Source organism: Synechococcus sp. MU1651, assembly GCF_023630635.1.
Classification (GTDB): Bacteria; Cyanobacteriota; Cyanobacteriia; order PCC-6307; family Cyanobiaceae; genus Parasynechococcus.
Map to the genome: position 1 here is coordinate 72,276 of NZ_JAKUHJ010000004.1, position 22,859 is coordinate 95,134.

Below are 22,859 nucleotides of genomic sequence, written 5' to 3' on the forward strand. Positions count from 1 at the left end.
GTGCTGCAGCACGCAAAGTAAGGAAAGAACGCTGGAGAGCGGTGGGCGTGCAGCAGATCCTGCATCAGATGACAGTGGCAACCCCGGGAAGAGGATTCACCCGACTGGACGGGCGGCTGAACACCTGGATCCGCAGCACGGGTCTGGACCAGGGCGTTCTGCATCTCACCTGCCTGCACACCAGCGCCAGCCTCACCATCAACGAGAACGCCGATCCACGGGTGCTGCAGGACCTGGATGCATGGATGGCCGATGCCGTTCCAGAACACCGCCGTTATCTCCATGACGACGAAGGAGCTGATGACATGCCGGCCCACATCAGAACCGCGCTCACCAGCCAAACCCTGAACCTGAGCATCAGCAGGGGGCAACTGCTGCTGGGCACCTGGCAAGCCGTTTACCTCTGGGAGCACCGCAGCGCTGCTCACACCAGAACGATCGCCTGCCACCTGTTCGGTGAATCCTCCAGCCGCCCCACCCCTGAAAGCACCACGCAGACCACTTCAGCCACGCCGCAAACCCTGCTGAGCCTGCGCAATGGCGAACGGATCAATCAAGCCATTCAGGCCCGCCACAACCCCAACGCCTGGGAAACCGACGACGGCGTCGATACCGACACCGATCTGATGATTGATCGATTGCATGACCTGAGCGACTGATAACCGGCTCCAGCCACGATGGAGAGGTAATTCAGGGCTTCCATGCCAGTTGAACCTCTCGATGCCGCCCAGAAGTCGGCACTCAGCACAACCCTGCCCAATTGGGTTGTGAACGGAGACAAGCTGCACCGCGATCTGCAGTTCAAAAGCTTCGTGGAGGCCTTTGGATTCATGGCACAGGTGGCCTTGCTGGCCGAATCCAAAAATCACCATCCGAACTGGAGCAACGTCTACAACCGCGTTTCAATCGACCTGACCACCCATGATCTCGGCGGCCTCAGCAGCCTGGATGTGGAACTGGCCAGCGCCATTGACGCTCTGCTGCCAGCATGAGTCGAGTGGGCCCTTGCGCATGACCACCGCACCAGCCAGTCCCGGCGTCCCGGTCACCATTCTCAGCGGCTTCCTCGGAGCGGGGAAAACGACGCTGCTGAATCACATCCTGAGCAATCAGCAGGGGGTGAAGACCGCGGTGCTGGTGAACGAGTTCGGTGAAATCGGGATCGACAACGATCTGGTCGTCACCACCGATGAAGACATGGTGGAGCTGAGCAACGGTTGCATCTGCTGCTCGATCAACGGCGAGCTGATGGAGGCGGTGGAACGGGTGATTGAACGCCCAGAACCGCTCGATTACATCGTCGTCGAAACCACCGGTCTGGCCGATCCCCTGCCGGTGGCCATGACCTTCCTTGGCAGTGAGCTGCGGGACCAAACCCGCCTGGATTCGATCATCACCTTGATCGATGCAGAAAACTTCGACGACGTCGTTCTGGACACGGAAGTTGGCCGGGCCCAGGTGATTTATGGCGACATCCTGCTGCTGAACAAGTGCGACCTCGTCTCAGAGGAGCGGCTTGAGAGCGTCGAACAGCAACTCAGAGCCGTCAAGAACGATGCGCGGATCCTGCGGTCGGTGAAAGGGGAGGTGCCTCTTGCCTTGTTGCTCAGCGTTGGACTCTTCGAATCCGACAAGGTGAGTTCTCCCGCCGACGATCCGAGCCTGGATCACAGCGACTGCGACCACGACCATGGCCACTGCAGCCATGACCATGAGCATGACCACAGCCATGGGCATGACCACGGTCACGACCACAGCCATAGGGACGGTCATGACCACGGACACCATCACCACAGCCATGAGCACGGTGACCACCAGGACATCGAGGGATTCACCTCCCTGTCATTCAAGAGTGATGGGCCCTTCGCATTGCGCAAGTTCCAGAACTTCCTCGACAACCAGATGCCCCAGGAGGTGTTTCGGGCCAAGGGAGTCTTGTGGTTCAACGAAAGCGAACGCCGCCATGTGTTCCATCTGGCAGGCAAACGCTTTTCCATCGACGACACCGACTGGACCGGTGAGCGCAAAAATCAATTGGTGCTGATCGGCCGCGACATCGACCACGACAAACTGCGGGAACAACTACAAGCCTGTGTGGCACCGGATGCAGGAAAAGGTTTCAGCTGATTCAGCAGAACCCAGGAATGGTGCTTATTGTGCGTGACATGTGAAAAACCTCAATGGTCGAACCACTGCTGCTTGGAACGGTTTTTGTTCTTGCCAGCCTGCTGCTGTGGCTTCTGGCTGATTCCGATGATGACAACGGCGGTGGCGGCTTACGCCAGCCGGTGCTTGTGCCCATCCCGGTGCGTCATCACCAACGCTGAAACCATCAATTCTTTTTCCCCAATCCTCCGCTGCGGCGGGGGATTTTTTATGCCAGCGCCTGGCCAAGCGGAAGCAGCGTGACTCTGGCCCCATCCCTGAAGCTGAGGCGACAACGGGTGTGGGGAGGATGCTCCTGTTCGATCGGACAGTGGGCCCGCACCAGCACATCCGCGACACGGATTCGGTACTCCCATGCATCCCCCAGAAATTCACGGCCCAGGACGCTGGCCTCTCCTTCGGCATCGGCGACGACAGTGATGTCGTGCGGATCCACGAGCACACAACAGTCACCGGAGGCTTCGCGGTCCGCCTGGACCCATGGGGCCAATGCATCCAGATCTCCCAGGAGACAAGACAACTGGCCTTGGCCATGGGCCTGCACTGGAATCAAATTGCGCTGAAGCACAAAGGATCCAACAAAAGGCGTCGCCGGTGACCTCACGATCTCGGGGGGCGATGCACATTGATGCAGCACACCATCCCGCATGACGGCAACGCGATCGCAAATCGCCAGAGCTTCTCCGGGGTCATGGGTGACGATCACGCCGCTCGCACCGCAGGCGTCCAGTACGGAGGAGAGCTCACTGCGCAGGCGGAGCCTCACCTCCACATCCAGGCTTGAAAAAGGCTCATCAAGCAGAACCACCCTGGGCGCTGGGGCCAGAGCGCGTGCCAACGCCAGCCGCTGCCGCTGGCCACCGGAGAGCTGGTGCGGGTAGCGCTGCTCGAGCCCCTTCAGCCCCAGCAGTGCAAACAACCAGGCCACGCGCTCACGGTTGGGATTCCGCCGGGGCAAACCGAAACTGGCGTTCTGCCAAGCGTTCAGGTGAGGGAAGAGGGCGTAATCCTGGAACACCATGCCAACGCCCCGACGTTCCGGTTCCATCCAGATCCCATCTCCAGCCACCATGCGCTGATCCAGCTGCACCGTGCCGCGCCGGGGGCGTTCGAAGCCGGCAATCAAGCGGAGCAGGGTGGTCTTGCCACAGCCGGAGGGGCCCAGCAGGCCCAGCAGCTCCCCTGGCGCCACCTGAAGATCCACCCCCTTCAGGGTCCAGCCGTCAGAGGTGTCGCCGTAGCTGTGCCAGACCCCGTTTAAAGCAACCGTTGGCTCCATCGGGAGCAGCTGTTCCACAGATCAGATGAAGCTTGGGAACCGACCGAGCTTATGAGTGTGACAAATGATCGAAGCCGGTGTGCGGTTTGCACGCCCTCGATCAGATCCCCATCGTTCATCGCCAGACTCGTTCCATGGCAATGTCGCAACACCACGTCGCGACAACGGTGTCCGGCCCATCGCTGAAGTGAAGTTGCTGCCCAACCGGAGTGTTGTTCCAAGCCCAACCCGGCTGGCCCTGATCCTGATCGCCTCCATCACTGGCCTGGTTGCGATCTGGCCGGTGTTGACGCTGGTGAGGGAGGCCCTGACGTCTTTGCACAGCGGCTTCAGCGATCTTGGCCCCGATGGCATGCGCCAGATCGTTGGCACCATCCAGCTGCTGCTCGGAACAGCAACGCTGGGCACCTTGCTTGGCACTGCGAACGGTTGGCTGCTGTGCAACTGCCGTTTTCCCGGTCGGGCATGGCTGCGCATCGCCCAGCTGATTCCCCTGGCAACGCCGGCCTATCTCCTCTCGGCGATCCTCGTTGATCTGGGCAGTCGCCACAGCTGGACCATTCACGGCATGGGGTGGGGCATTGCTGTGATGGCCCTGACGACCTACCCCTATGTGTTCCTCTTGAGCACGGAAAGTTTCTCCGTCAGCGGTCAGCGTCAGCTGGAGGCATGCCGGAGCCTGGGGGTTGGTCCCTGGTCAGCCTTCCGGCGTGTGGCCTTGCCCATTGCACTGCCCGCGATCGGAGCCGGCGTCGCTCTCATGGGCATGGAAGTGGTCAATGAGCTGGGTGCCGTGCAGCTTCTCGGCATCCCGAGTCTCTCCGCGGGCATCCTGGAAACCTGGCAGTCCAACGGCGATCCCGCAGGCGCCATCAGCTTGGCCTTGATCACGCTAGTGATCGTGTTGACGTTGGTGGTGTGTGAACGCAGCCTGCGCAGGCGCAGTCGGCGCTGGAGCGATGGCGTCGCCGGCGGGGATGCAACCGCTTGGCACCTGCATGGATTCCGCGCTGGGGTGGCGCAACTGCTCGCCGTGATCCCTCCGATCGTGAGCCTGGGCACCCCACTGCTGTGGGCCGCCAGCAACTTGGACCAGCTCCAAACCAGCTGGAACGACGATCTGATCAGCCTGAGCGGCCGCAGTCTTTTGCTGGCTCTGGTCGCTGCTGTTTTGGCGGTAACGGCAGCGCTGGTGCTGGCCATCGCCAAACGCTGGTCCAGCGCCCCATGGCTGAAAAGCCTCACCTTCCTGGCCGGAACGGGCTACGCCATCCCCGGCACCGTCCTGGCTCTGGCCCTTTTGCTCACGGGCGCCCCCTGGCAGGTCGCCCCCTTGCTTCTGCTGCTGTGGGGCTACAGCGATCGATTTCTGGCGGTGGCGAAAGGAGGCCTGGATGCAGCCCTGGAACGGATCAGCCCGAGCCTCGATGAGGCGGCGACGGGGATGGGATCACCTTGGCAGCGCGTGCTCCAACGGGTGCATCTGCCTCTCTTGCGCGGACCGATCACCGTCGGACTGCTGCTGGTGTTCGTGGACACGGTGAAAGAGCTTCCCCTCACCTTTGCCCTGCGGCCTTTTGACTTCGACACGCTCTCGGTGCGCGTGTTCCAGTACGCCGGCGATGAACGGCTGGCCGAAGCGATGTTGCCGGCCCTGATGATCCTTGTTCTGGGGCTGGTCGCCGCCATGGCCTTGGTGCCAACCCTGGATCACGCCTCCAGACGTGAGGGCTCGTCATCCCCGCAGCAACCGCTCTGAAGCATTGCGCTGAAGCAAGCCAGCACGGGTATTGAGACGGAGCGGGAGTGTGGACCAAGAGAGCGGCCGTCCCGTGGACACGGCGTAGGTGGTCTCTCGGAGGGTGCCCCTGCCCCCATCGATCTCCAACAGGGTGAAGGTCTGCTGTGCTGGCGCTTCACCATGCAACAGGCGCCGGGGGCCGCTGCCCAAGGCGCCGAGCTGGATCAGATCGAGCTGGCCACGACGGCTGGAGAACCAGGTGTGGTGATGACCACTGATGTAGGCCTGCACGCCGGCGGCATCCATCAAGGCCTGAAGTACACCTCCCCGCTCCAACACCTCACCGGGGCGATCCTTGCCCAGACCAACCCCAGCCAGGGGGAGATGACCCACCACAAACCGAGCACGAGCTTTTTGTGCCTCGGTGCTGGCCAACTGCTGTTGTGCCCAGATCAGCTGATCCTCAGGAACACGGGCTGAGCTGGCATCCCAGACCAGCCAGAAGATCCCGTCCTGCAGCACCGAGTAGCGAAACGGGAACTGCGAGGCATCCACAAACGCCAATCCCATCCGTTCACGGATCGGGGTCCAGAACCGACCCACAGCAGCTCGATCCACGGGGAAACCCGGTGAACCGTCATGGTTCCCGATCGCTGGCAGCAGGGGAATGTCCGCCGCCTGAAGCCGCTGCAGAACCGACGTCTCAAAGCCCCGCCACATGGCATCCAGCTGCTGACCAGTGAGGCCTCGCATCTGACCCGCGACCATGTCGCCAGCACACACCACCAGATCCGGCTGCAGGCCAATGAGCTGATCAAGCCCTTGATCCACTGCAGGGATGTAGCGGGTGGAGCCATAGCTGCTGTTGAGATCGCTGATCAGCCCAACCCGTTGAACAGCTCCCCTTGCGGCGCTCAAGGGCAGGGCCGCTGCCGTAAGACCGGTGCCAAGCACCAACTGCAGCATCCGGCGACGACTCAGCAACACAACAGCAAGGGGTCAGCGGTGGCTTTTCAAACGTTGGCCCAGCATCCGATCGGCCACCAGGGCCCCGCTGGCAACAACATCAGCCAGGGTGGAGAGGAGTCGGTAGCTGAGAACCACCGCGAGCAACTGCGCCTCTGGTACGGCAGCACCCAAACGCAGCAGCAGGGTGGCCTCAAACACCCCGAGCCCCCCGGGGGCACCAGGCACCACCAGCCCAACGGCGTAGGCCAGACCAAAGGCCGCAAGCCAGGTGAACGGTGCCGGACTTTGAATGCCGAAGGCCTGCACGCTGCACCAGAACCCGGCAAAGCGGCAGAACACAAACAGCAGCTGAAGGCTGAGGGGCCGCCAGGGATAGCCGCCGCGGCCGCTTCCCTCACTTTCCAGTGCCCCACTGCCAAGCGACTGCAATTGCGCTGCCTTGGAACGCTCCAGTCGACGCAGAAGGGGCTCGCGCCAGCGGGACATCATCAACAGCGCGGGCCATGGAGCCAGCAGGGCAAGGCCCTGCTGCCATCCACCAGCAACCACAACAAGAACGGACGCCGCCACGATCAGCAGTGGATCAAGGATCACCCCAGCCAGGGCAGGGCCGCCGCCAATCGCCGGACGCAGCACCCGGACCCGCTCCACCAGATGCCAGATCCCTCCCGGCAGGTACTTGAGCAGGTTGCTCCGCACAAACAGCGGCACCACCGCAACCCCCTGGGGAGGATGTCTCAACCAGATCAGAAGGTCGCGCCAGGCCAAACCATTGATCAGGATGCTGAGCCAGGTGAGGCCCAGCCCCAGCACCAGCCACCACCAACCGTTGGCCACCAAGCTCAGCTGGCGAAGTTGGCCCGCCTGCTGGGCCAGAGCCACAGCGATGAAGATCAGGCTGGCCAGCGTGATCCAGAGCTTGGGTTGCCGGAGAACCTTGCCCATTAGGCCCAATCGTCCGTGCTGACGAACGGCGCTACTGCAACAGCAGCCCGCAGCTCATCAAAGGAACACCCAGTGCTGGCCTGAAGAGCCTCAAGGGCATCCGCCTCGGCTTTGACGGTGCAACGGCCATCGGGGCGACGCACCTGTTTGGCAGCGACGGGGCCCCAGGGCGTTTCGAGCACACCCTGCCGCCTCGGCAACACCCAGCGTCCCTGGCGCCGCTCCCGCAGGCCGATGCTGCTGCCAGCACTGAGCCAGAGGCTGCGGAGCTGGTCGGCATCCCCATCCCGCACCAGCGCCGTCAGCAACTGACCACTGCGGCCCTTTTTCATCAGCAACGGCTGCACCGCCACATCAATCGCTCCCGCATCACGCAAGCGATTCACTAACACCGCAATCTCCTCTGGAGTGGCGTCATCGATCCAGGCTTCCTGCACCACCAACGACTCCCAACGGGGACCTGCCTCCGCAGTAACGGCTGGGGTGTGCAGCACAAGGCGCACCAGGTTGGGGCGATCCAGTTGGCGTTGGCCGAGGCCAACACCAACCTTGTCAGCCACCAAACGTTCAGGAGCGACAAACTGATCCGCCAGAACCGAGACCAGGGCGAGGCCCGTGGGCGTCACCAACTCTCCTGTGGGCAGATCTCCGCCCTGAAGCAGAGGAATGCGGTGACGTCGTGCCAGTTCAAGCACGGCGGGAACGGGCACGGGCAACAGGCCATGGGCGGTTGCCACCGTTCCGCTCCCCGCAGGCAACGGAGAACAGACGATCCTGGCTGGATTGAGGGCGTCAATCGCCGCACAGACACCCACCACATCCACAAGGGCATCGATGGCTCCAACCTCATGGAAGTGAACGGCCTCCACCGGAGTTCCATGCACGGTGGCTTCGGCTTCCGCCAGACGGGTGAACACGGCCAGCACCCGTTGCTTCAGCGAAGGCGCCAAAGCAGCTGCATTGATCTGATCACGGATCCCCGACCAATGGCGGTGGGGCGGCTGATCCTCAAGACCCTCCACATCAACGCGGACCCCTCGGAGACCAGCACTGCGCGCCTCCTGCCGGGTAAGGCGATAGCTCCCCGCCAAACCGAGGGCCGCCAGAGGCGACTCCACCACGGCCTGGTCCACACCCAAATCGAACAGTGCGGCCAGGAGCATGTCCCCTGCCAACCCTGTTGGCGCATCAATCCAAAGCGCGCTCATCGCCCCAGACGCGGAGCCGCCTCCAACAGAACAACGGCCTGCTGGTCAAGCACCTCCCGCTGCTGACGCAACTGCTGCTCAATCTCCCGCCGGGCGCGGCGCTGCTCCCGCTGGGCGGTGGCCACGTCATGGCCCGACAGTCCCCAAAGCCGTCCCAGCAAAGCGCGGTCATCGGCCCCACCACGGGCCTTGCCGAAAACCACGGTCTCAGCGGCGATGCCGGCCTGAAGAACCCGGCTCCAACGGCGTAGATCCTCAAGCGGCATGCGGACGCTATCCGGCACGGCGAACTCCGTGGCGCCGCTGCTGCGCAGTCCTGCACGCACACAGGCAAGGGTTCCCACCAGCACCTGCTGAACCGGAAGTTGCTCCGCTTCCGCGATCAGAACATGACCCGCCTCATGCACCGCAATCCGATGCAGACGCTCCTCCCCACCCGGCAAAGCTTCGGCAAGGATGTGTCCGCCCATGCCTTCCCAGGTGGCGGCATCAACGCTGAGGGTGACCAGTGCACCCCCCACCGCCACAACGATCCAGGCAGCAGACAGACCCAGGACAGGACCAAAAGCGCCGAGGGCAGTGATGCCGGCAACGGCAATGCCGGCCCGAAGTGCCCCCGTCGAGCCCTGCCCCCCCTCGGCCATCAGCTGCGAGCGCGGGAGGTAGCACGGCCACGACCTCCCTTGGATTTGCCGCCACGGGTCGGCATCGGAGCAATCACGTCGTGATTTTCGAGGTGCAGTTCCTGGCCCTGGCGGCGCAGGTCAAGGCTGACGAAGTGACGCAGGTTTTCGAGGGGAAGCTCTCCCTTGATCTGGAGCTTGAAGGGAAGCGGACGGTGGCCGTCGGCACGGGCCTGCTGCCGCACCTTCACCACCATTTCGCCGGTTTCAGGCTTTGTGAAGATCAACTCGCCTCGAACGGAGAAGAAGTCGTCCCCTTCCGGCAGGGTGTCGGCGGCATCGGCTTGATCCGGTGCAAGCGTGCTGGGTTCCCAGACCCCAGCGATCTGCAGATGCAGATGATCACTTTCACGGCTTCTGGGATAAACGACCCAGAGGTGAGGTTGATCCAGGGGCAGATGCCGCCTCATCAGGGTGAGCACCCGACCGAGCACGACGGTTTCCAGGGGGACCCCCTGGGCATCGATCAAGGTGCCACGGGTGAGTTGCTCGGGGTCGGTTGGGGCGTAAGTGCCGCGCACAAGACCGATGGCCCGGTACTGCAACGGCTCTGTGACCGGGGGAATCGGATGGGCGCGCATTGATGCTGAACCGGGCGGAGTCAAAAGCCCTTGTAAGGACTGTAGCCAGCCCACTGCAATCTCCTCAGACTGAAGTGGCTGATTCGAGATCGGATGCCCAGCCCGCGCCGAATTCTGTTGCTGCTGGCGTCCATGGTGGGGGCTGCACTGGTCGGTTGGGTCGCCGCGGCATCGATGGCCCCGGAAACGCGAGCGCGCAGCACTCGCCAGGCCGAAGATCTGCAGGTTGAGTTGCTGATGCAACAGCTCCAGAACCAGGAGGAACTCAGCGAAGCAGAACGGGGCCTGCTGCTGGAACGCTTGGTGACACTGGAGCGCCTGCAAGAGGCCGAGGTGGTGCTGCAACCGTGGCTGTCTGGCCGCTCCACGCCGCGCGAACTCGCTTTTTTCAAAGCCGATCTGCAACGTCGCAATGGCCAGCCCGAGGCCGCCCGGCGCAGCCTCCAACATCTGCTGCGGCTGCATCCGAATGATCTGCAGGTTCTGCAACTGCTGGTGCTCCTGGACCAAGAGCAGGGACGTCAGCATCAGGTGACAGCAGAGCTCACGGCCCGGTTCAAGGGCCTGGAGCCTGGCCAGCGTTTGGAGATCGGTTTGCTTTTGGCTGATCTGCTGCGACAAAGCGGATCCGATCAGACCGCGATGAGGTTGTACGGCCAGCTGGCCACGGAGAACAAGACAGATGCAAGGCCCCTGCTGGCCTTGGCCCTATTGCGGCAAGAGCAAGGCAATTCAGAGGCGGTTCAAACCCTGCTCAAGCAGGCCCGAGAACGGCGGGATGCCAATGGGAGGCTCCATCCCTTGATCGATGTTGTGGCAGCACAGCTGGGATTGAGCGCAGCCCGCAGCACCGGATCAGAACCCTCCAGCGCTACGGCGTCGCTGGAGGGTTCTGATAGGCCTTGAGGGCAGCATCAATGGCATCGGAGGGAGGCGTGGCGTCGTCCATGGCCGTCGCCCGTCGGATCTGGTTCAACAAATCCATGGGGTTGGCGGCATCAAGAATTGAGCCGCTGCCATTGGTGTCGCCATAGATCTCGCGTTCCTCGCGGTTCTGAAAGGGAGCTTCAACCTGGGCCCCTGCACCCATCGGAATCGTGGTCACCACCAGGGAAGACAGCAAAGCCTGAGCGACAGCCGCAAGACGGCGAGACATCAACGGAATCCGGAGTTGGCTGATGCTAAGGGTCTTTGACGCCACTGGATCAGCCGTGCAGATCGCCACCTGGAACGTGAACTCGGTCCGCACACGATTGGATCAGGTGCTCAGCTGGCTGGAGAGCGAGCAACCGGATCTGCTCTGTCTCCAGGAAACCAAGGTGGACGACCCCCTGTTCCCGCTGGACGCCTTCAAATCTGCTGGTTGGCACGTGCACATCCATGGCCAAAAGGCCTACAACGGCGTCGCCCTGATCAGCCGCGAGCCCTTGGAGGATGTGCGCTGCGGCTTTGTTGGGGAGCTCCCGGATGATGCGGAAGCGAACGAGCTCGGCACGCAGAAGCGCGTGATCAGCGCACTGCTGAATGGCGTTCGCGTGCTCAACCTTTATGTCCCGAATGGATCAAGCCTGAAGTCGGAGAAATACCCCTACAAATTGGCCTGGCTCGGCTGCCTGAGGCGTTATCTCGATGCTCAGGAGCAACGCGGCGAGCCGCTCTGCATGGTCGGCGACTTCAACATCGGCCTCGAAGCACGCGATCTTCCTGACCCCGACCGCCTGACCGGCGGAATCATGGCGAGCGATGCCGAACGCCAGGCCCTTCGTGACGCCCTCGGTGAACGGCTTCAGGACGTGTTCCGCGTGTTCGAACCGGATTCCGGTCACTGGAGCTGGTGGGATTACCGGAGCGGTGCCTGGGATCGGGACCGCGGTTGGCGCATCGACCACATCTATTTGTGCGACGAGCTGCTGGGACTCGCCCGCAGCTGCGTCATCCACAAAGGCATGCGCGGCAACCAACAACCCAGCGACCACGCCCCTGTCAGCGTCGACCTGGACTGGCCTCCAACCGACGACGACGGGGATGAACCGTTCTTCTGATCCTGTTCAGTAGACCTCGACGCCGGCGGGGAGCGTCACCATCCGTTTGGCCGATTCACCGCAGGTGCGCGGCGTGGGCAACACCTTGCCGGGATTGGCACGGTTGTCTGGATCAAAGGCAGACCGCAACAGCCCCATCGTTTCCAGGTCGTCGGGGCTGAACATCCAGTCGAGGTAGCAGCGCTTGTCGGCGCCGACGCCGTGCTCTCCGCTGATGCTGCCACCGGCATCAAGACACACCCGCAGGATGGCGGCACCGAGCTCCTTTACGCTTCGCTCCACATTGGGCTGGTCCAGTGAATACAGGATCAGTGGATGAAGGTTGCCATCGCCGGCATGGAAAACATTGGCCACCGGCAGGCCGTGCTCCTGGCTGAGCCGTTCAATCGCCGCAAGCACCGACGGAAGGCTGCTGCGGGGAACGACACCGTCTTGCACGTAATAAGTCGGCGTGATTTTTCCCACCGCTGAAAACGCAGATTTGCGGCCTTTCCAGAGCACCGCGCATTCCGTGGGGTCTTGGGCCCGCCGCAGCCCACGGGCTCCTGCCGCGCGACAAAGCGCCTCGGCCCGCTCAGAAGAGGCCTGAACCTCAGCCTCCTGCCCATCAAGCTCAATCAGCAGAACGGCCGCTGCATCACGGGGGTACTCGTCGTAGCCGAAGAAATCATTGACGGCGTTGATGGTGACGTTGTCCATGATTTCCATCCCCGCCGGCAGGAGGCCGCTCGCGGTGACCGATCGCACCGCTTCCCCTGCCGCTTCCATCGTGGCGAAATCCGCCAACAGCACGTTCACGCACTCCGGAGCCCGAAGCAGGCGAAGGGTGATGGCCGTCGCGACGCCCAGCGTTCCTTCGCTGCCGATGAACGCACCACGTAGGTCCAGTTCGGAGGATTCGGCCAGCCCGTTGCCCAACTGCGTGATGGTTCCGTCGGGCAGGACCACCTCAAGCCCCAGAACGTGATTGCTGGTCACGCCGTATTTGAGGCAGTGCACCCCGCCCGAATTTTCCGCCACATTGCCGCCGATGCTGCAAACCACCTGGCTGGAGGGATCCGGGGCGTAATAGAACCCGTCTCCTGCAACGGCGCGCGTCACCCAGCTGTTGATGACCCCGGGCTGCACCGTGACGCGCTGATTGGCCAGATCAAGGTCGAGCACCCGACGCATGCGACTGGTCACCACCAGAAGCGCCTGCTGATCCACCAACGCTCCCCCCGAGAGGCCGGTGCCGCTTCCGCGAGCCACAAACGGCACACCATGTTGATGGCAGCACTGCAACACCGCAGCGACCTGTTCGGTGGTCTCCGGCAGCACCGCCAGAGGCGGACAGTGGCGCTCAAGCGTCAGTCCGTCACAGTCGTAACTAAGCAGTTCCTGACGCTTCGCCACGATGGCCCGAGGGGGCAGACATCGGCGCAGATCCCTCTCCAGCACTGACCAGTCGTGGGCCACATCGATCTCGATCTGATCAAAGACTACGCATCAAAATGCGTGGGAAGTGGGCAATTAAGAAACACAGCAAACGGAACCGGTCGTTCCTGAGTCAGGATGTTGCACGGTTTGCATCAGCCCTTTGGCGTCGGTTCCAGTGACAGCTCCCGCGTTGAACACCAGCCACTCCCAGGCCATCTTCGGCGCAGCACAGGCCCTGATGCCCGGAGGCGTCAGCTCCCCTGTGCGGGCGTTCAAGTCGGTTGGCGGTCAGCCGATCGTGTTCGATCGGGTGAAGGGTCCCTATGCCTGGGACGTGGATGGCAATAAGTACATCGACTACATCGGCAGCTGGGGACCGGCCATCTGCGGCCACGCCCACCCCGAGGTGATCGCAGCACTGCAGGAAGCGATCGAGAAGGGCACCAGCTTCGGAGCACCTTGTGCCCTGGAAAACACCTTGGCCGAAATGGTGATCGACGCTGTACCCAGCGTTGAGATGGTGCGCTTCGTCAACAGCGGCACCGAGGCCTGCATGGCTGTGTTGCGCCTGATCCGTGCCTACACCGGCCGCGACAAGGTGATCAAGTTCGAGGGCTGCTACCACGGCCATGCGGACATGTTCCTGGTGAAAGCCGGTTCCGGTGTGGCCACCCTCGGCCTGCCCGACTCCCCCGGTGTCCCGCGCAGCACCACGGCCAACACCCTCACGGCGCCTTACAACGACCTCGAAGCCGTTAAGGCCCTGTTCGCCGAGAACCCCGACGCCATCGCGGGCGTGATCCTCGAGCCGATCGTCGGCAACGCCGGCTTCATTCAACCGGAACCCGGCTTCCTTGAAGGTTTGCGGGAACTCACCAAAGAGCACGGCGCTCTGCTGGTGTTTGACGAGGTGATGACCGGCTTCCGGATCAGCTACGGCGGTGCCCAAGCGCATTTCGGCGTCACCCCAGACCTCACGACCATGGGCAAGGTGATCGGTGGCGGACTTCCCGTGGGCGCCTACGGCGGCCGCGCCGACATCATGGGAATGGTGGCCCCGGCTGGCCCCATGTATCAGGCCGGAACCCTCAGTGGAAACCCCCTGGCGATGACCGCCGGCATCAAGACCCTGGAACTGCTCAAGCAGCCCGGCACCTACGAGAAGCTGACGGCCACAACCCAGAAGCTTGTGGCGGGCATCAAGGACGCCGCCCAATCCGCTGGCATGCCGATCACAGCGGCCAGCGTCAGCGCCATGTTCGGCTTCTTCCTCTGCGAAGGCCCCGTGCGCAACTTCGAAGAAGCCAAGAGCACGGATTCGGAACGCTTCGGCAAACTCCACCGGGCCATGCTCGAGCGGGGCATCTACCTCGCACCATCAGCGTTCGAAGCCGGTTTCACGTCCCTGGCTCACTCCGACGCCGACATCGAAGCGACGATTAACGCCTTCCGCGAAAGCTTCGCGGCTGTGGCCTGATCAGTCCGTGCTGGCCTCAGCACCACCTCCACCTCCACTGGTCTGCACCATTCAGACCGTGGAGGCCAGGTGGTCTGGCCATCCAATTGCAGGCATTCGACAACTCAAGCAGCAACAGTTTCGAGTTGAGCGGGGTGAGAACCCTGCGATTGAACCTCGCACGGTGATCGACAGCAGACTCACCCCCCTGGTGGAGCGCTTCAGCAGTTCCGGTGTTGAACAGATCGCGGGCTCTCGCATGACCTATCACTGGTCCTACGAAGCCCCTTTAGGAGCGCTCACATTCAATAACTCCGACGCCTCCAGCGGTCCTGCCAAGGAGAGTCGTGTCGCTGTGAGCGGAGATCTAGTCATTGATGTTCAAAAGGGATTCGAACTCAGCCAGCAATCCCGGCTGACCCAATCGGCTGGGACAAAAACCCTGAGCAGCCTTTTGGAAACGGCCCATGGCTCCTGCCAAGAACAACGCTGAGTCTTTACTGGTGCAAGCGCGCCGGGCTGCCGAACGTGCCCATTGCCCCTACTCGAACTTCCGCGTGGGGGCCGCAGTGCGGTGTGATGACGGCACTTTGATCGACGGTTGCAATGTGGAAAATGCCAGTTAGGGCCTGAGCATCTGCGCAGAGCGGGTCGCCCTTTTCACGGCGATCAGCCAGGGCAAACAACCGATTGAACTGGCCGTGAGCTGCATCGATGCCACGAGCGATGCAGCCACTGGATCCCGGATGCCATGCGGCGCCTGCCGTCAGGTGATGCAAGAACTGCTGCCAAGCAAGGCCAAGGTGAGCATCGATGGTGTGGGCACAAGGCAACTCGAGCAACTTCTTCCTGCTCCCTTTGAACTGAGGCAACCAAACATCAACTGATCAACACCATCACAGCCCTGAAGCGCTCATCCAAGAGCGAGCAGCATCAACAAACCACGTTTCAACCGAACATCAGGATCGCGCCCAACAGGCCAAGGCTTTGTCGGGATCAGTGATGTGAGACACATCCCTGTAGACGTACTTCTGCCACTCCCGCTCAGGGAGACCGGCAAACACCATCAGGTTGAGCGGATACTGCTCGGAATCGGTGCACCTGCGGAAATCATCCCGAAACAGGAAGGTGGGTTTACCCAGGGCAATGGCGGCACCAAGTTCCACCATGACCCCCTCATCGGGAGGCGTTCCATTCACGATGGCGAACAGCGCATCGGCATCACGCACATCCTGCAGATCCCGCTGCGCGACGCGATAGGCCCATCCCGGTTCCGCCAGATTCACCTGACCATTGCGAGCAAAGGGCTCCCAGACCTCCAATCCCAGGGCTTCCAATGCCCCGATGAACTCCGGCAACAACAGCCGCTTCCATTGCTCCGAGAAGCCATAAGGGGAGGCCAGATAAATCGTGCGCGTGCTGTTGTTCATCACAGGCCCCGGGAGGCGCGGTACGCCTGCTCATCGGCACGGGCCTGTTCAAGGTTCTCCCAAGGAAACACCAGCCATTCCGACGACGCGGCAACCTCGGCTGTCACCCACCAATCAGGACGCACCTTGCTGACCCAAACCGCAAAGGACGCCTGCGGCACCTCAGCCTTCAACGCCTGCAAGGTGCGTCCGGTTTCATAGACATCATCCACAATCAGGGCTGATGGCTCAGGTGCTGAGAGCAAGGGGCGATCGATGGCATGGCTGAGTGCTACAGCAAGGCACAGGCCCCCACGGGGGACCCCATAAACGCCGGTCACCGCAGAACCGGCAAAGCGTGAAGCCAACTGCTGCACCGCCTGATCGAATTGGACCCAGCTCAGTACCTGCATAGCCGGAGAATGACACATCCACGCTGTGATGCCCCTTGAGCCGAGACATCCCGCCCCATGAACAAAACCGCAAATGGTTTCGCAGCCATTTGCTCAACCGGGAACTGGAATTACAGGAGCTCTATGACCTGCCACAGGACGAGCTGGATCTCGTGATGGCCGAGACCGCTGAAATCCGTTCGGACGCTGAAAACCGATCCCGCAGCCATGGGCGCTGGTGCACCGCCGGCTATGTGCTGGAACTGGCGAAGATCATCGATGCTCGACGGGCCCGGGACCACAGCACTTAAACGTCGCCCCTCAGCGAAAAAACGTGCCAACCATGAGCGACGAGACTGAAAATCCTGCCGGAGAATTTCAAAACTCGTTGTTGATCACCGACCAGTCTTTCTTTTAATCAGCGATAGTTCTCAAACTGCAGAGGAACATCAAGATCATCCTCCTTACTCTTAACGAGCTGAATCGCGGCTTGTAGATCATCTTTGCTCTTGCCGGTGATCCGCACACTTTCACCCTGGATTGCCACCGTCACCTTTTTGAGCTCATCGCGCACCATCTTGCTCAACTTCTTCGAAATCTCCTGACTGAGGCCCTTACGCAGCTTCACCACCTGCTTCACCCGGTTGCCTCCGACGGTTTCAGGTGTTTGAAAATCGAAAATCTTGAGGGAGAGATTGCGTTTGGTCGCTTTGGTTCGCAGCACATCCTCCACCGCCTGAAGCGTCATATCACTGGCCGTGGTGATCACCAGCTCCGTTTCCTCAAGATCGATCTCGGTGCCGGAATCCTTGAGGTCATAACGGTTGCCAACATCACGACGAACCTGATCAAGGGTGTTCACCAGCTCCTGACGATCAAAGTCAGAGACCACATCGAAGGAATAAGTGCTGGCCATGTCGCAAACCTGTCGATCCTCCAGTTTAGAAACCCGTCGATCTCCAGCAGGGTGCTGTCCACCCAAGCCCGTTAGGGTCCCGGGGATTGATTGGATGTCATGACCCCTGCGTTTGCCTGGGCCCTTTGCCTGATGGGAGCCGTCGTCATGGTGAGCATCGTGCTCACCGGGGCCGGACGAGCCAAAGCCGACTTCACCATGGCGGATCTTCAGGCGCCTCGGGCGATGTTTGAACGGCTGCCCGCCTTCGGGCAGCGCGCCGTGTGGGCACAGGAGAACAGCTGGGAAGCACTAACCCTGGGGGCACCAGCCATGCTGTTGTGTCTGATTAGCGGAGTCAGCAGCCCCACGGCCATCGCAGCAGCGTGGATCTGGCCAGGCATCCGATTTGTTTATCTGTTCGCCTATGTCGGCAACGTCCCACCCCTGAGGGGACTCTGCTGGGCTACGGGGGTGACGGCCGTTGGCATCTGCTACGTGGAGGGACTGCGGGCCGTGATCAGCGCCGCCGGCTGATCAGTCGAAATACAGAAGGCTCACCACCTTCCCCATGTCCTCAGCGGTTCGTGCACTCGCCAGCAGGGTTTCACTGTCGTGAAATGCGAGACAGATCAACTGATCACAGCGGTTGATGATCTCTTGATTGCACAAACTGCTGGCCATCGGCAAGGGCAGATCGTCCTGCTCAGGCTTGTCTACAAGGTGCAACACCCGATCCAGGAGATCTCGGATTTCAGGAACCTGCCGATCGAGGCTCTGGGGCAAAAGCACAGTGAGCTTGGAGGGATCCACCTCAAGACACCCGCGAATCACTGCTGCATTCACCCCCTGAGATCCGGATGTGATCAGAGAATGGCCTTCCTGCACCAATGAGCGAGCCACCAATTCGATCAGGTGAACCGCCACAACGGGCACATGGCGGCTACCGAGAATGGCGATCCTTCGTTGGCTTTTGTCCTGCAGCAGAGCGAGTTCCTGTGCAAGCGTGTCAACCCGATCAAGAGCCGGCAGATCCAGTGACTGACCCAAGGAAAACTTGCCGCCTGATTTCATCGGAAGTTAGCAACCATCAAGCGTGCTGAACCGTCAGATTCAATGCATTGAAGAGCTGATCAAGCTTGCAATGCTCCTCCACAAGACGGAAGGCGTAGGTGGCCTTCACGGCTTCATGCAGGCGCACATGGCCGAAGGCCTGCTCAATCACCCCCACCGTGGCCAGGGTGTCGTGCTCCACCTTGAGCAAGGGCACATCCAATTCTTCGGCGCGATTGATCAATTGAGGTAGAGGTTCCCCAGCCCCAGTGAGAATCAAACATTGGGTTGAAGCCTCAAGGGCGGCCAACTGGATGTCGGTGCGATCAGCTCCCGTCACAACAGCCATGTTGCGTCGTTTGCGGAAGAACTCCATGGCGGAATTCACATTCATCGCGCCGATGCTCAGGGTTTCCACCAGCAGTTCCTGCCGTTCCTGGCAACAGATCACCCGGGCATTGAGGCGCCGCACCAACTCTCCGACGGTGACGCTGCGCAGCAAAGGAGAGCGGGGCATAACGCCAAACACCTGCAAGCCCAGGCCCTGCAAGGCAGGAACCACCTGTCGCTCCAAGCTGTCGACCTCTTCTGGAGTGACGGCGTTCAGCACCACTCCAACCAGACGGTCACCCAGGGTCTGCTTAGCCGCCAGCAGCGCATCCACACTGCGGCTGTCCTGCCAGAGGTGCACCAGAACGACCTTGGCATCAAGACCTGTGGCCAGTTGCGGAAGGCTGAGGCCGTACAGCAATCCCTCCTGGAGGCTTCCCGCACATTCCAAGAGTGTGAGTCCTTCATCAGCCTGAATGCGCTGGCGCAGCTCCGCGAAACCTTGGCCAGCGTCCAACTCGCCCTGGCCAAGACGCTGGGCAGCTGTTGTCGGCGACAGCAGATGCATCGAGGGAATCAAACGCTCAGGCGGCAGATTCAGCGTTTCACCAACAAAGCGAACGTCGTCGTCGATAAGTGGTTGAGGCAACGGACCCTGGTTCGGATCCCAGTCCAGGCTTGTGGCCAGGGGCTTTCCGAACCTGATCTGCTGTCCGGCACGGGCGAGCTGCTGGGCAATTCCAAGAACAAGGGCCGACTTCCCACTGAACGGCTCACACGATCCGATCAACAGTGTCGTTCCCATGGAGGTGATGCCTGACACCACTGAATCTAGGCCTGTTCAGAAGCATCTCCGCGCTCGATCAACAACCACTGCCAGAACCCATTGGGCAAATCGGGCTCCGATGGCTGCAGATGGGAACAATCCATCAACCAGACCACCAGCTGATGGGTGGTGACGGCGAAATCAAAATCTCCCTCGGGATGACCGGGAAAACGAAGCTGACAGTCCAGCCTCTCCATCGGTGCAGCGACCCCATTCCAGCGGAGTTCGTAGGGGTGTCCATCGCTTCCGGCCACCGGACGCCGCCCCTGCAGTGCACCCCGCCCCAGGATTTGCAGGGCTGCGGATAGATCCTGCTCGCGACTGACGCCACCGCAGTAGGGAGCGAACAGAACCAGTTGGGCGGCATCTGACACAGCTGGTGCTTGATTCGTGCTCCGCTCGTTTCAAGGATGCCCCAAGCTGGCCCCATGGCCCAGTCCCCCTTTCTCGGCAAACGGATCGGCATCACAGGCGCTCGTGGAGCCCTCGGCGCAGCCCTGGCCCGTTGCTTCCGTTCCGCAGGCGCCCACGTCGTCGGTTTCACCCACGGATCCATACCTCCAGAGCAAGCGGACGGCCCACACCGTTGGGTGAGCTGGAGCTGCGGAGACGAAGCCAGCTTGGACGCCGATCTGGAGGAGCTCGATGTTCTGGTGCTGAACCACGGGATCAATCCTCAAGGCGTCCAAAGCCCTGAAGTGATCAATCAGGCGCTGGAGATCAACACCTTGAGCAGCTGGAGGCTGATGCAGCGATTTGAGGCCATCAGCAGAGCATCGCCGCAGGCTGATCCGAGGGAGGTGTGGATCAACACCTCAGAGGCTGAAATTCAGCCTGCCGTCAGCCCCGTGTATGAACTGACCAAGCGAATGCTGGGGCAACTGGTGAGCATCCGCGGTGCGGTGCTTGATGCCACCGGACGAGAAGCCCTGATCCTGCGCAAGCTGGTGCTCGGCCCCTTTCGCTCATCGCTCAATCCGATTGGGGTGATGGGCGCCGATTTCGTCGCAAGCCAAGTGCTTCGCCAGGCGAGCTGGGGATTTCGCCTGGTGATCGTGACACCAAACCCACTGACATATGTCTTGATGCCTCTGACCGAGCTTGGACGGCGGATCTACAGCCGGATCCTCAGTCGCCCCGATCGGTAAGGATCTCGCATCCATCACTGGTCACCAGAACGGTGTGCTCCCACTGTGCCGAGAGAGAGCCGTCGCGAGTCACGACAGTCCACTGATCCCGCAAGGTGCGGCAGGCCTTGCTGCCGGCATTGAGGATGGGCTCAATCGCCAGGGTCATGCCAGGACGCAGGGTGACGTTGGGGAGCTCGTCGGTGCGGAAATTGAACACGGAAGGTTCTTCGTGCAGGTTCCGGCCGACACCGTGGCCGGTGTAATCCTCCACAACACTGAACCCGTTGGTCTTGACGTGGTCTTCAACGGCTCCAGCGATATCCAACAGGGTGTTGCCCGCTTTGACCTGGCTCAGACCAGCCATCAAGGCTTCCTTGGCAACACGGCTCAAAGTCTGTGCTTCCTGCGGTGCATCTCCCACGCAGATCGTGATGCAGCTGTCGCCGTGGTAGCCCTCGAAATAGGCGCCGGTATCCACCTTCAGCAGATCGCCCTGGCGGATCACACGCTTCGGACTGGGGATGCCATGCACCACTTCGTTGTTGATGCTGGCGCAGATGCTCGCCGGAAAACCGTGATAGCCCTTGAAACTTGGGGTCGCCCCCATCTCTCGAATGCGTTTTTCCGCATAGGCATCAATATCTCCCGTCGTCTGGCCGGGCTCCACCATTCCCATCACCTCCCGCAGCACGGTGGCGACAATGTGGCTGGCCTGGCGCATGATCTTCACTTCACGGGCTGATTTGATCTCAACGCCGCGACGCTTCTGAATGCGCGGGCCCGTCGCCGTCACTTGCCCCTGCGCTGCCTGGGTGGATGCCAGAAGATCAGCAAAGAGATTCATGGCTCAGCCCAATATCCGTCACGCTATCAACAGCAACCGAATTGATGCCGGTCATGTCGCTGCTTGCGCGCTTGCGGGAACTGCATCGAAGCGTTGCACCCTTCGTTCTGGCGCCTTTGTTGGTGACGGTGTTCTCCGGTGTCAGTTACCGCCTGGCCCGGGACTGGTTCGGAGCCAGCCGAGACCAGGTTCACTGGTTAATGGTCGTGCACGAGGGGGAATGGCTTGGTTCCACCCTGGAACCGGTCGTCGTTCTTCTCAACGCCATCGGCCTGCTGTGGATGCTGATCACAGGCATAGGGCTACTGATGGAGCGATGGCGTCGAAAGGTACACTCATAGTTTGGCGATTCAACGCGGAGCTGGGATGGCAGCCGATTCGAAGGACACAGCGGTGACCGACGACAACACCGAAACGGCTGTGGAAACAGCACCTGAAGCAGCGGCGAAAGCCAGCAATGCTTCCGGTGCCCCTGCCAAGAAACTGAGCCCTGAAGCTCTGATTCGCTCCTTTGAGTCGTCTCAGCAGAAGGATGATCTCCCTGAGATCTATGTGGGCGACACCGTGCGCGTTGGTGTTCGCATCAGCGAGGGCAACAAGGAGCGTGTTCAGCCCTACGAAGGCGTGGTGATTTCCAAGCGCCATGGTGGCCTTAACCAGACCATCACCGTGCGCCGGATTTTCCAGGGCATCGGCGTTGAGCGGGTGTTCATGCTGCACAGCCCCCAGGTGGCTTCCATCAAGGTGGAACGGCGCGGTAAAGTGCGCAGGGCGAAGCTTTTCTATCTGCGGGAACGGGTGGGCAAGGCCACCCGCGTGAAGCAGCGCTTCGATCGCTGAGGTTTCGACCTCGTTCAATTAGTTGCCAACTTCAACGTTGGCTGAGGGGTACATCGCCTTGCGCCGTTAGTTCAGTTGGTAGAACGCAGGTCTCCAAAACCTGATGTCGGGGGTTCGAGTCCTCCACGGCGCGTCCGATGTCCCCCTCGTGCAGTTTCCCGGTTCTGAGCATGGAGTTGGATCTTCAACCTGGTGATGTTGTGAAGGTGTTGGAGTCAGCCGCCCTCGGCTGGGTCCGTGCCCGAGTGATACGCGTCAAGTCCGGCGGCCGTGTGGTCGTTCAGAGTGATCAAGGGCGTGAATTCACAGCCCGCGGCAATCAGGTTCGGCTCATCGAACCTGCAGGATTCCGTCCCTGAATTGATGGTCATTCGGCGTTGAGCCGATGTTTTCCCTCGTGTCCCGGCGACTCTGTCGTCGGGATTTTTTTATGGCGGCGCCTGGATGACAAAACCAGGCTGATCCATGGCTCAGTTGTTGACGGAGGGCAGGGCGACAGTTGATACTGATCTGGTCGCACAAGCGACACAGATCAGATTCTTCGGAGCGCGTCTCGCGAGTTCTGAATCAGATCTGGGACCGTAGTTCAACCGGTTAGAGCACCGCCCTGTCACGGCGGAAGTTGCGGGTTCGAATCCCGTCGGTCCCGTT

At 61.4% G+C, this 22,859-nt stretch carries 32 protein-coding genes and 2 tRNA genes; 19 read left to right on the forward strand and 15 right to left on the reverse strand.

Going from position 1 to position 22,859, the window contains the following annotated elements:
• Window positions 1-41: 41 nt before the first annotated feature.
• Genes NCN05_RS05340 through NCN05_RS05355 form a run of 4 tightly spaced genes read left to right on the forward strand, consistent with a single transcriptional unit; the run spans window position 42 to window position 2,327 of the window.
• Complete coding sequence (locus NCN05_RS05340; protein ID WP_250397375.1) at window positions 42-659, forward strand: secondary thiamine-phosphate synthase enzyme YjbQ; 618 nt, start codon at window positions 42-44, stop codon at window positions 657-659.
• 42 nt (window positions 660-701) lie between these two features.
• Entirely contained in the window at window positions 702-992 is a 291-nt protein-coding gene (locus NCN05_RS05345) for a 4a-hydroxytetrahydrobiopterin dehydratase (RefSeq protein WP_250397295.1), read from the forward strand.
• A 19-nt stretch (window positions 993-1,011) separates the two neighbouring features.
• Complete coding sequence (locus tag NCN05_RS05350; protein WP_250397296.1) at window positions 1,012-2,127, forward strand: CobW family GTP-binding protein; 1,116 nt, start codon at window positions 1,012-1,014, stop codon at window positions 2,125-2,127.
• 53 nt (window positions 2,128-2,180) lie between these two features.
• Window positions 2,181-2,327, forward strand: a complete 147-nt coding sequence (locus NCN05_RS05355; RefSeq protein ID WP_250397297.1) for a hypothetical protein — start codon at window positions 2,181-2,183, stop codon at window positions 2,325-2,327.
• A 47-nt stretch (window positions 2,328-2,374) separates the two neighbouring features.
• On the opposite strand, the gene NCN05_RS05360 is transcribed toward NCN05_RS05355, so the two are convergent.
• Window positions 2,375-3,445 carry an ABC transporter ATP-binding protein gene (locus tag NCN05_RS05360; protein WP_250397376.1) on the reverse strand — a complete coding sequence of 357 codons (1,071 nt, stop codon included), beginning with the start codon at window positions 3,443-3,445 and terminating at the stop codon, window positions 2,375-2,377.
• Between the two features lie 64 nt (window positions 3,446-3,509).
• Here NCN05_RS05360 and NCN05_RS05365 point away from each other — a divergent pair, with 64 nt between their 5' ends.
• Window positions 3,510-5,204 (forward strand): ABC transporter permease, encoded by a 1,695-nt coding sequence (locus NCN05_RS05365; RefSeq protein WP_250397298.1) that lies wholly within the window; start codon window positions 3,510-3,512, stop codon window positions 5,202-5,204.
• Here NCN05_RS05365 and NCN05_RS05370 read toward each other — a convergent pair.
• Genes NCN05_RS05370 through patR form a run of 5 tightly spaced genes read right to left on the reverse strand, consistent with a single transcriptional unit; the run spans window position 5,181 to window position 9,572 of the window.
• On the reverse strand, window positions 5,181-6,152 hold the full coding sequence (locus NCN05_RS05370; protein ID WP_502988802.1) for a metallophosphoesterase family protein: 972 nt from the start codon (window positions 6,150-6,152) through the stop codon (window positions 5,181-5,183). The genes NCN05_RS05365 and NCN05_RS05370 overlap by 24 nt on opposite strands.
• A gap of 33 nt (window positions 6,153-6,185) precedes the next feature.
• Window positions 6,186-7,100, reverse strand: coding sequence for a lysylphosphatidylglycerol synthase domain-containing protein (locus tag NCN05_RS05375; protein WP_250397300.1), 915 nt, complete (start codon window positions 7,098-7,100; stop codon window positions 6,186-6,188).
• Window positions 7,100-8,308 carry a nickel pincer cofactor biosynthesis protein LarC gene (gene larC, locus NCN05_RS05380; RefSeq protein ID WP_250397301.1) on the reverse strand — a complete coding sequence of 403 codons (1,209 nt, stop codon included), beginning with the start codon at window positions 8,306-8,308 and terminating at the stop codon, window positions 7,100-7,102. Before larC ends, NCN05_RS05375 begins: the two co-directional genes overlap by 1 nt.
• Entirely contained in the window at window positions 8,305-8,952 is a 648-nt protein-coding gene (locus NCN05_RS05385; RefSeq protein ID WP_250397302.1) for a hypothetical protein, read from the reverse strand. Before NCN05_RS05385 ends, larC begins: the two co-directional genes overlap by 4 nt.
• A complete protein-coding gene (patR, locus tag NCN05_RS05390) occupies window positions 8,952-9,572 on the reverse strand; it encodes a heterocyst master regulator PatR (RefSeq protein WP_250397303.1) in 621 nt (206 codons plus the stop codon). Before patR ends, NCN05_RS05385 begins: the two co-directional genes overlap by 1 nt.
• A gap of 93 nt (window positions 9,573-9,665) precedes the next feature.
• On the opposite strand from patR, the gene NCN05_RS05395 reads away from it, so the two are divergent.
• Window positions 9,666-10,478, forward strand: a complete 813-nt coding sequence (locus tag NCN05_RS05395; RefSeq protein ID WP_250397304.1) for a tetratricopeptide repeat protein — start codon at window positions 9,666-9,668, stop codon at window positions 10,476-10,478.
• On the opposite strand, the gene NCN05_RS05400 is transcribed toward NCN05_RS05395, so the two are convergent.
• Window positions 10,444-10,728 carry a hypothetical protein gene (locus tag NCN05_RS05400; protein WP_250397305.1) on the reverse strand — a complete coding sequence of 95 codons (285 nt, stop codon included), beginning with the start codon at window positions 10,726-10,728 and terminating at the stop codon, window positions 10,444-10,446. The two genes, NCN05_RS05395 and NCN05_RS05400, sit on opposite strands and share 35 nt — an antisense overlap.
• A 22-nt stretch (window positions 10,729-10,750) precedes the next feature.
• On the opposite strand from NCN05_RS05400, the gene xth reads away from it, so the two are divergent.
• Window positions 10,751-11,614, forward strand: coding sequence for an exodeoxyribonuclease III (xth, locus tag NCN05_RS05405; protein ID WP_250397306.1), 864 nt, complete (start codon window positions 10,751-10,753; stop codon window positions 11,612-11,614).
• A gap of 6 nt (window positions 11,615-11,620) precedes the next feature.
• Here xth and NCN05_RS05410 read toward each other — a convergent pair whose 3' ends face one another.
• Window positions 11,621-13,072, reverse strand: coding sequence for an FAD-linked oxidase C-terminal domain-containing protein (locus tag NCN05_RS05410; RefSeq protein ID WP_250397307.1), 1,452 nt, complete (start codon window positions 13,070-13,072; stop codon window positions 11,621-11,623).
• Between the two features lie 136 nt (window positions 13,073-13,208).
• Here NCN05_RS05410 and hemL point away from each other — a divergent pair, with 136 nt between their 5' ends.
• From hemL to NCN05_RS05430, 4 genes are all read left to right on the forward strand, one after another.
• Complete coding sequence (hemL, locus tag NCN05_RS05415; protein ID WP_071823045.1) at window positions 13,209-14,510, forward strand: glutamate-1-semialdehyde 2,1-aminomutase; 1,302 nt, start codon at window positions 13,209-13,211, stop codon at window positions 14,508-14,510.
• Between the two features lie 58 nt (window positions 14,511-14,568).
• A complete protein-coding gene (locus NCN05_RS05420; protein WP_250397308.1) occupies window positions 14,569-14,982 on the forward strand; it encodes a hypothetical protein in 414 nt (137 codons plus the stop codon).
• The gene (locus tag NCN05_RS05425) at window positions 14,957-15,115 is read left to right on the forward strand and encodes a cytidine/deoxycytidylate deaminase family protein (protein WP_250397309.1); all 159 of its coding nucleotides are present in this window, start codon (window positions 14,957-14,959) and stop codon (window positions 15,113-15,115) included. The genes NCN05_RS05420 and NCN05_RS05425 overlap by 26 nt, the downstream gene beginning before the upstream one ends.
• 75 nt (window positions 15,116-15,190) lie before the next feature.
• Window positions 15,191-15,376 carry a hypothetical protein gene (locus NCN05_RS05430; RefSeq protein WP_250397310.1) on the forward strand — a complete coding sequence of 62 codons (186 nt, stop codon included), beginning with the start codon at window positions 15,191-15,193 and terminating at the stop codon, window positions 15,374-15,376.
• A gap of 72 nt (window positions 15,377-15,448) precedes the next feature.
• Here NCN05_RS05430 and NCN05_RS05435 read toward each other — a convergent pair whose 3' ends face one another.
• Together NCN05_RS05435 and NCN05_RS05440 are read right to left on the reverse strand one after the other, a co-directional pair.
• Complete coding sequence (locus tag NCN05_RS05435; protein WP_250397311.1) at window positions 15,449-15,919, reverse strand: nucleoside 2-deoxyribosyltransferase; 471 nt, start codon at window positions 15,917-15,919, stop codon at window positions 15,449-15,451.
• Window positions 15,919-16,311: a phosphoribosyltransferase gene (locus NCN05_RS05440; protein ID WP_250397312.1), complete on the reverse strand. Its 393-nt coding sequence runs from the start codon at window positions 16,309-16,311 to the stop codon at window positions 15,919-15,921. The genes NCN05_RS05435 and NCN05_RS05440 overlap by 1 nt, the downstream gene beginning before the upstream one ends.
• A 35-nt stretch (window positions 16,312-16,346) precedes the next feature.
• Here NCN05_RS05440 and NCN05_RS05445 point away from each other — a divergent pair, with 35 nt between their 5' ends.
• Complete coding sequence (locus NCN05_RS05445; protein ID WP_250397313.1) at window positions 16,347-16,601, forward strand: hypothetical protein; 255 nt, start codon at window positions 16,347-16,349, stop codon at window positions 16,599-16,601.
• Between the two features lie 107 nt (window positions 16,602-16,708).
• Here the strand turns inward: NCN05_RS05445 and NCN05_RS05450 are convergent, their stop codons facing one another.
• Window positions 16,709-17,206, reverse strand: coding sequence for a YajQ family cyclic di-GMP-binding protein (locus NCN05_RS05450; protein WP_250397314.1), 498 nt, complete (start codon window positions 17,204-17,206; stop codon window positions 16,709-16,711).
• Window positions 17,207-17,305: 99 nt separating this feature from the next.
• On the opposite strand from NCN05_RS05450, the gene NCN05_RS05455 reads away from it, so the two are divergent.
• Window positions 17,306-17,722, forward strand: a complete 417-nt coding sequence (locus tag NCN05_RS05455; protein WP_115161484.1) for an MAPEG family protein — start codon at window positions 17,306-17,308, stop codon at window positions 17,720-17,722.
• On the opposite strand, the gene NCN05_RS05460 is transcribed toward NCN05_RS05455, so the two are convergent.
• Genes NCN05_RS05460 through ebsA form a run of 3 tightly spaced genes read right to left on the reverse strand, consistent with a single transcriptional unit; the run spans window position 17,723 to window position 19,768 of the window.
• Window positions 17,723-18,259, reverse strand: a complete 537-nt coding sequence (locus NCN05_RS05460; protein WP_006851763.1) for an LOG family protein — start codon at window positions 18,257-18,259, stop codon at window positions 17,723-17,725.
• Between the two features lie 16 nt (window positions 18,260-18,275).
• Complete coding sequence (locus tag NCN05_RS05465) at window positions 18,276-19,373, reverse strand: phosphotransacetylase family protein (RefSeq protein WP_250397315.1); 1,098 nt, start codon at window positions 19,371-19,373, stop codon at window positions 18,276-18,278.
• Between the two features lie 26 nt (window positions 19,374-19,399).
• Complete coding sequence (ebsA, locus tag NCN05_RS05470) at window positions 19,400-19,768, reverse strand: type IV pilus biogenesis protein EbsA (RefSeq protein ID WP_250397316.1); 369 nt, start codon at window positions 19,766-19,768, stop codon at window positions 19,400-19,402.
• A 36-nt stretch (window positions 19,769-19,804) separates the two neighbouring features.
• Here ebsA and NCN05_RS05475 point away from each other — a divergent pair, with 36 nt between their 5' ends.
• A complete protein-coding gene (locus NCN05_RS05475) occupies window positions 19,805-20,542 on the forward strand; it encodes an SDR family oxidoreductase (RefSeq protein WP_502988801.1) in 738 nt (245 codons plus the stop codon).
• On the opposite strand, the gene map is transcribed toward NCN05_RS05475, so the two are convergent.
• Window positions 20,523-21,368, reverse strand: coding sequence for a type I methionyl aminopeptidase (gene map / locus NCN05_RS05480; RefSeq protein ID WP_250397318.1), 846 nt, complete (start codon window positions 21,366-21,368; stop codon window positions 20,523-20,525). The two genes, NCN05_RS05475 and map, sit on opposite strands and share 20 nt — an antisense overlap.
• A 53-nt stretch (window positions 21,369-21,421) precedes the next feature.
• Between map and NCN05_RS05485 the strand changes: the two genes are divergently transcribed.
• The 5 genes from NCN05_RS05485 (at window position 21,422) to NCN05_RS05505 (ending at window position 22,857) form a co-directional block, all read left to right on the forward strand.
• Window positions 21,422-21,709: a PepSY domain-containing protein gene (locus NCN05_RS05485; protein WP_115010424.1), complete on the forward strand. Its 288-nt coding sequence runs from the start codon at window positions 21,422-21,424 to the stop codon at window positions 21,707-21,709.
• A gap of 25 nt (window positions 21,710-21,734) precedes the next feature.
• A complete protein-coding gene (gene rplS, locus NCN05_RS05490) occupies window positions 21,735-22,208 on the forward strand; it encodes a 50S ribosomal protein L19 (protein ID WP_114988301.1) in 474 nt (157 codons plus the stop codon).
• Window positions 22,209-22,268: 60 nt separating this feature from the next.
• Window positions 22,269-22,341 (forward strand) — tRNA-Trp (locus tag NCN05_RS05495).
• Window positions 22,342-22,378: 37 nt separating this feature from the next.
• On the forward strand, window positions 22,379-22,567 hold the full coding sequence (locus NCN05_RS05500) for an SH3 domain-containing protein (protein WP_006043540.1): 189 nt from the start codon (window positions 22,379-22,381) through the stop codon (window positions 22,565-22,567).
• A gap of 216 nt (window positions 22,568-22,783) precedes the next feature.
• Window positions 22,784-22,857 (forward strand) — tRNA-Asp (locus NCN05_RS05505).
• Window positions 22,858-22,859: the final 2 nt, after the last annotated feature.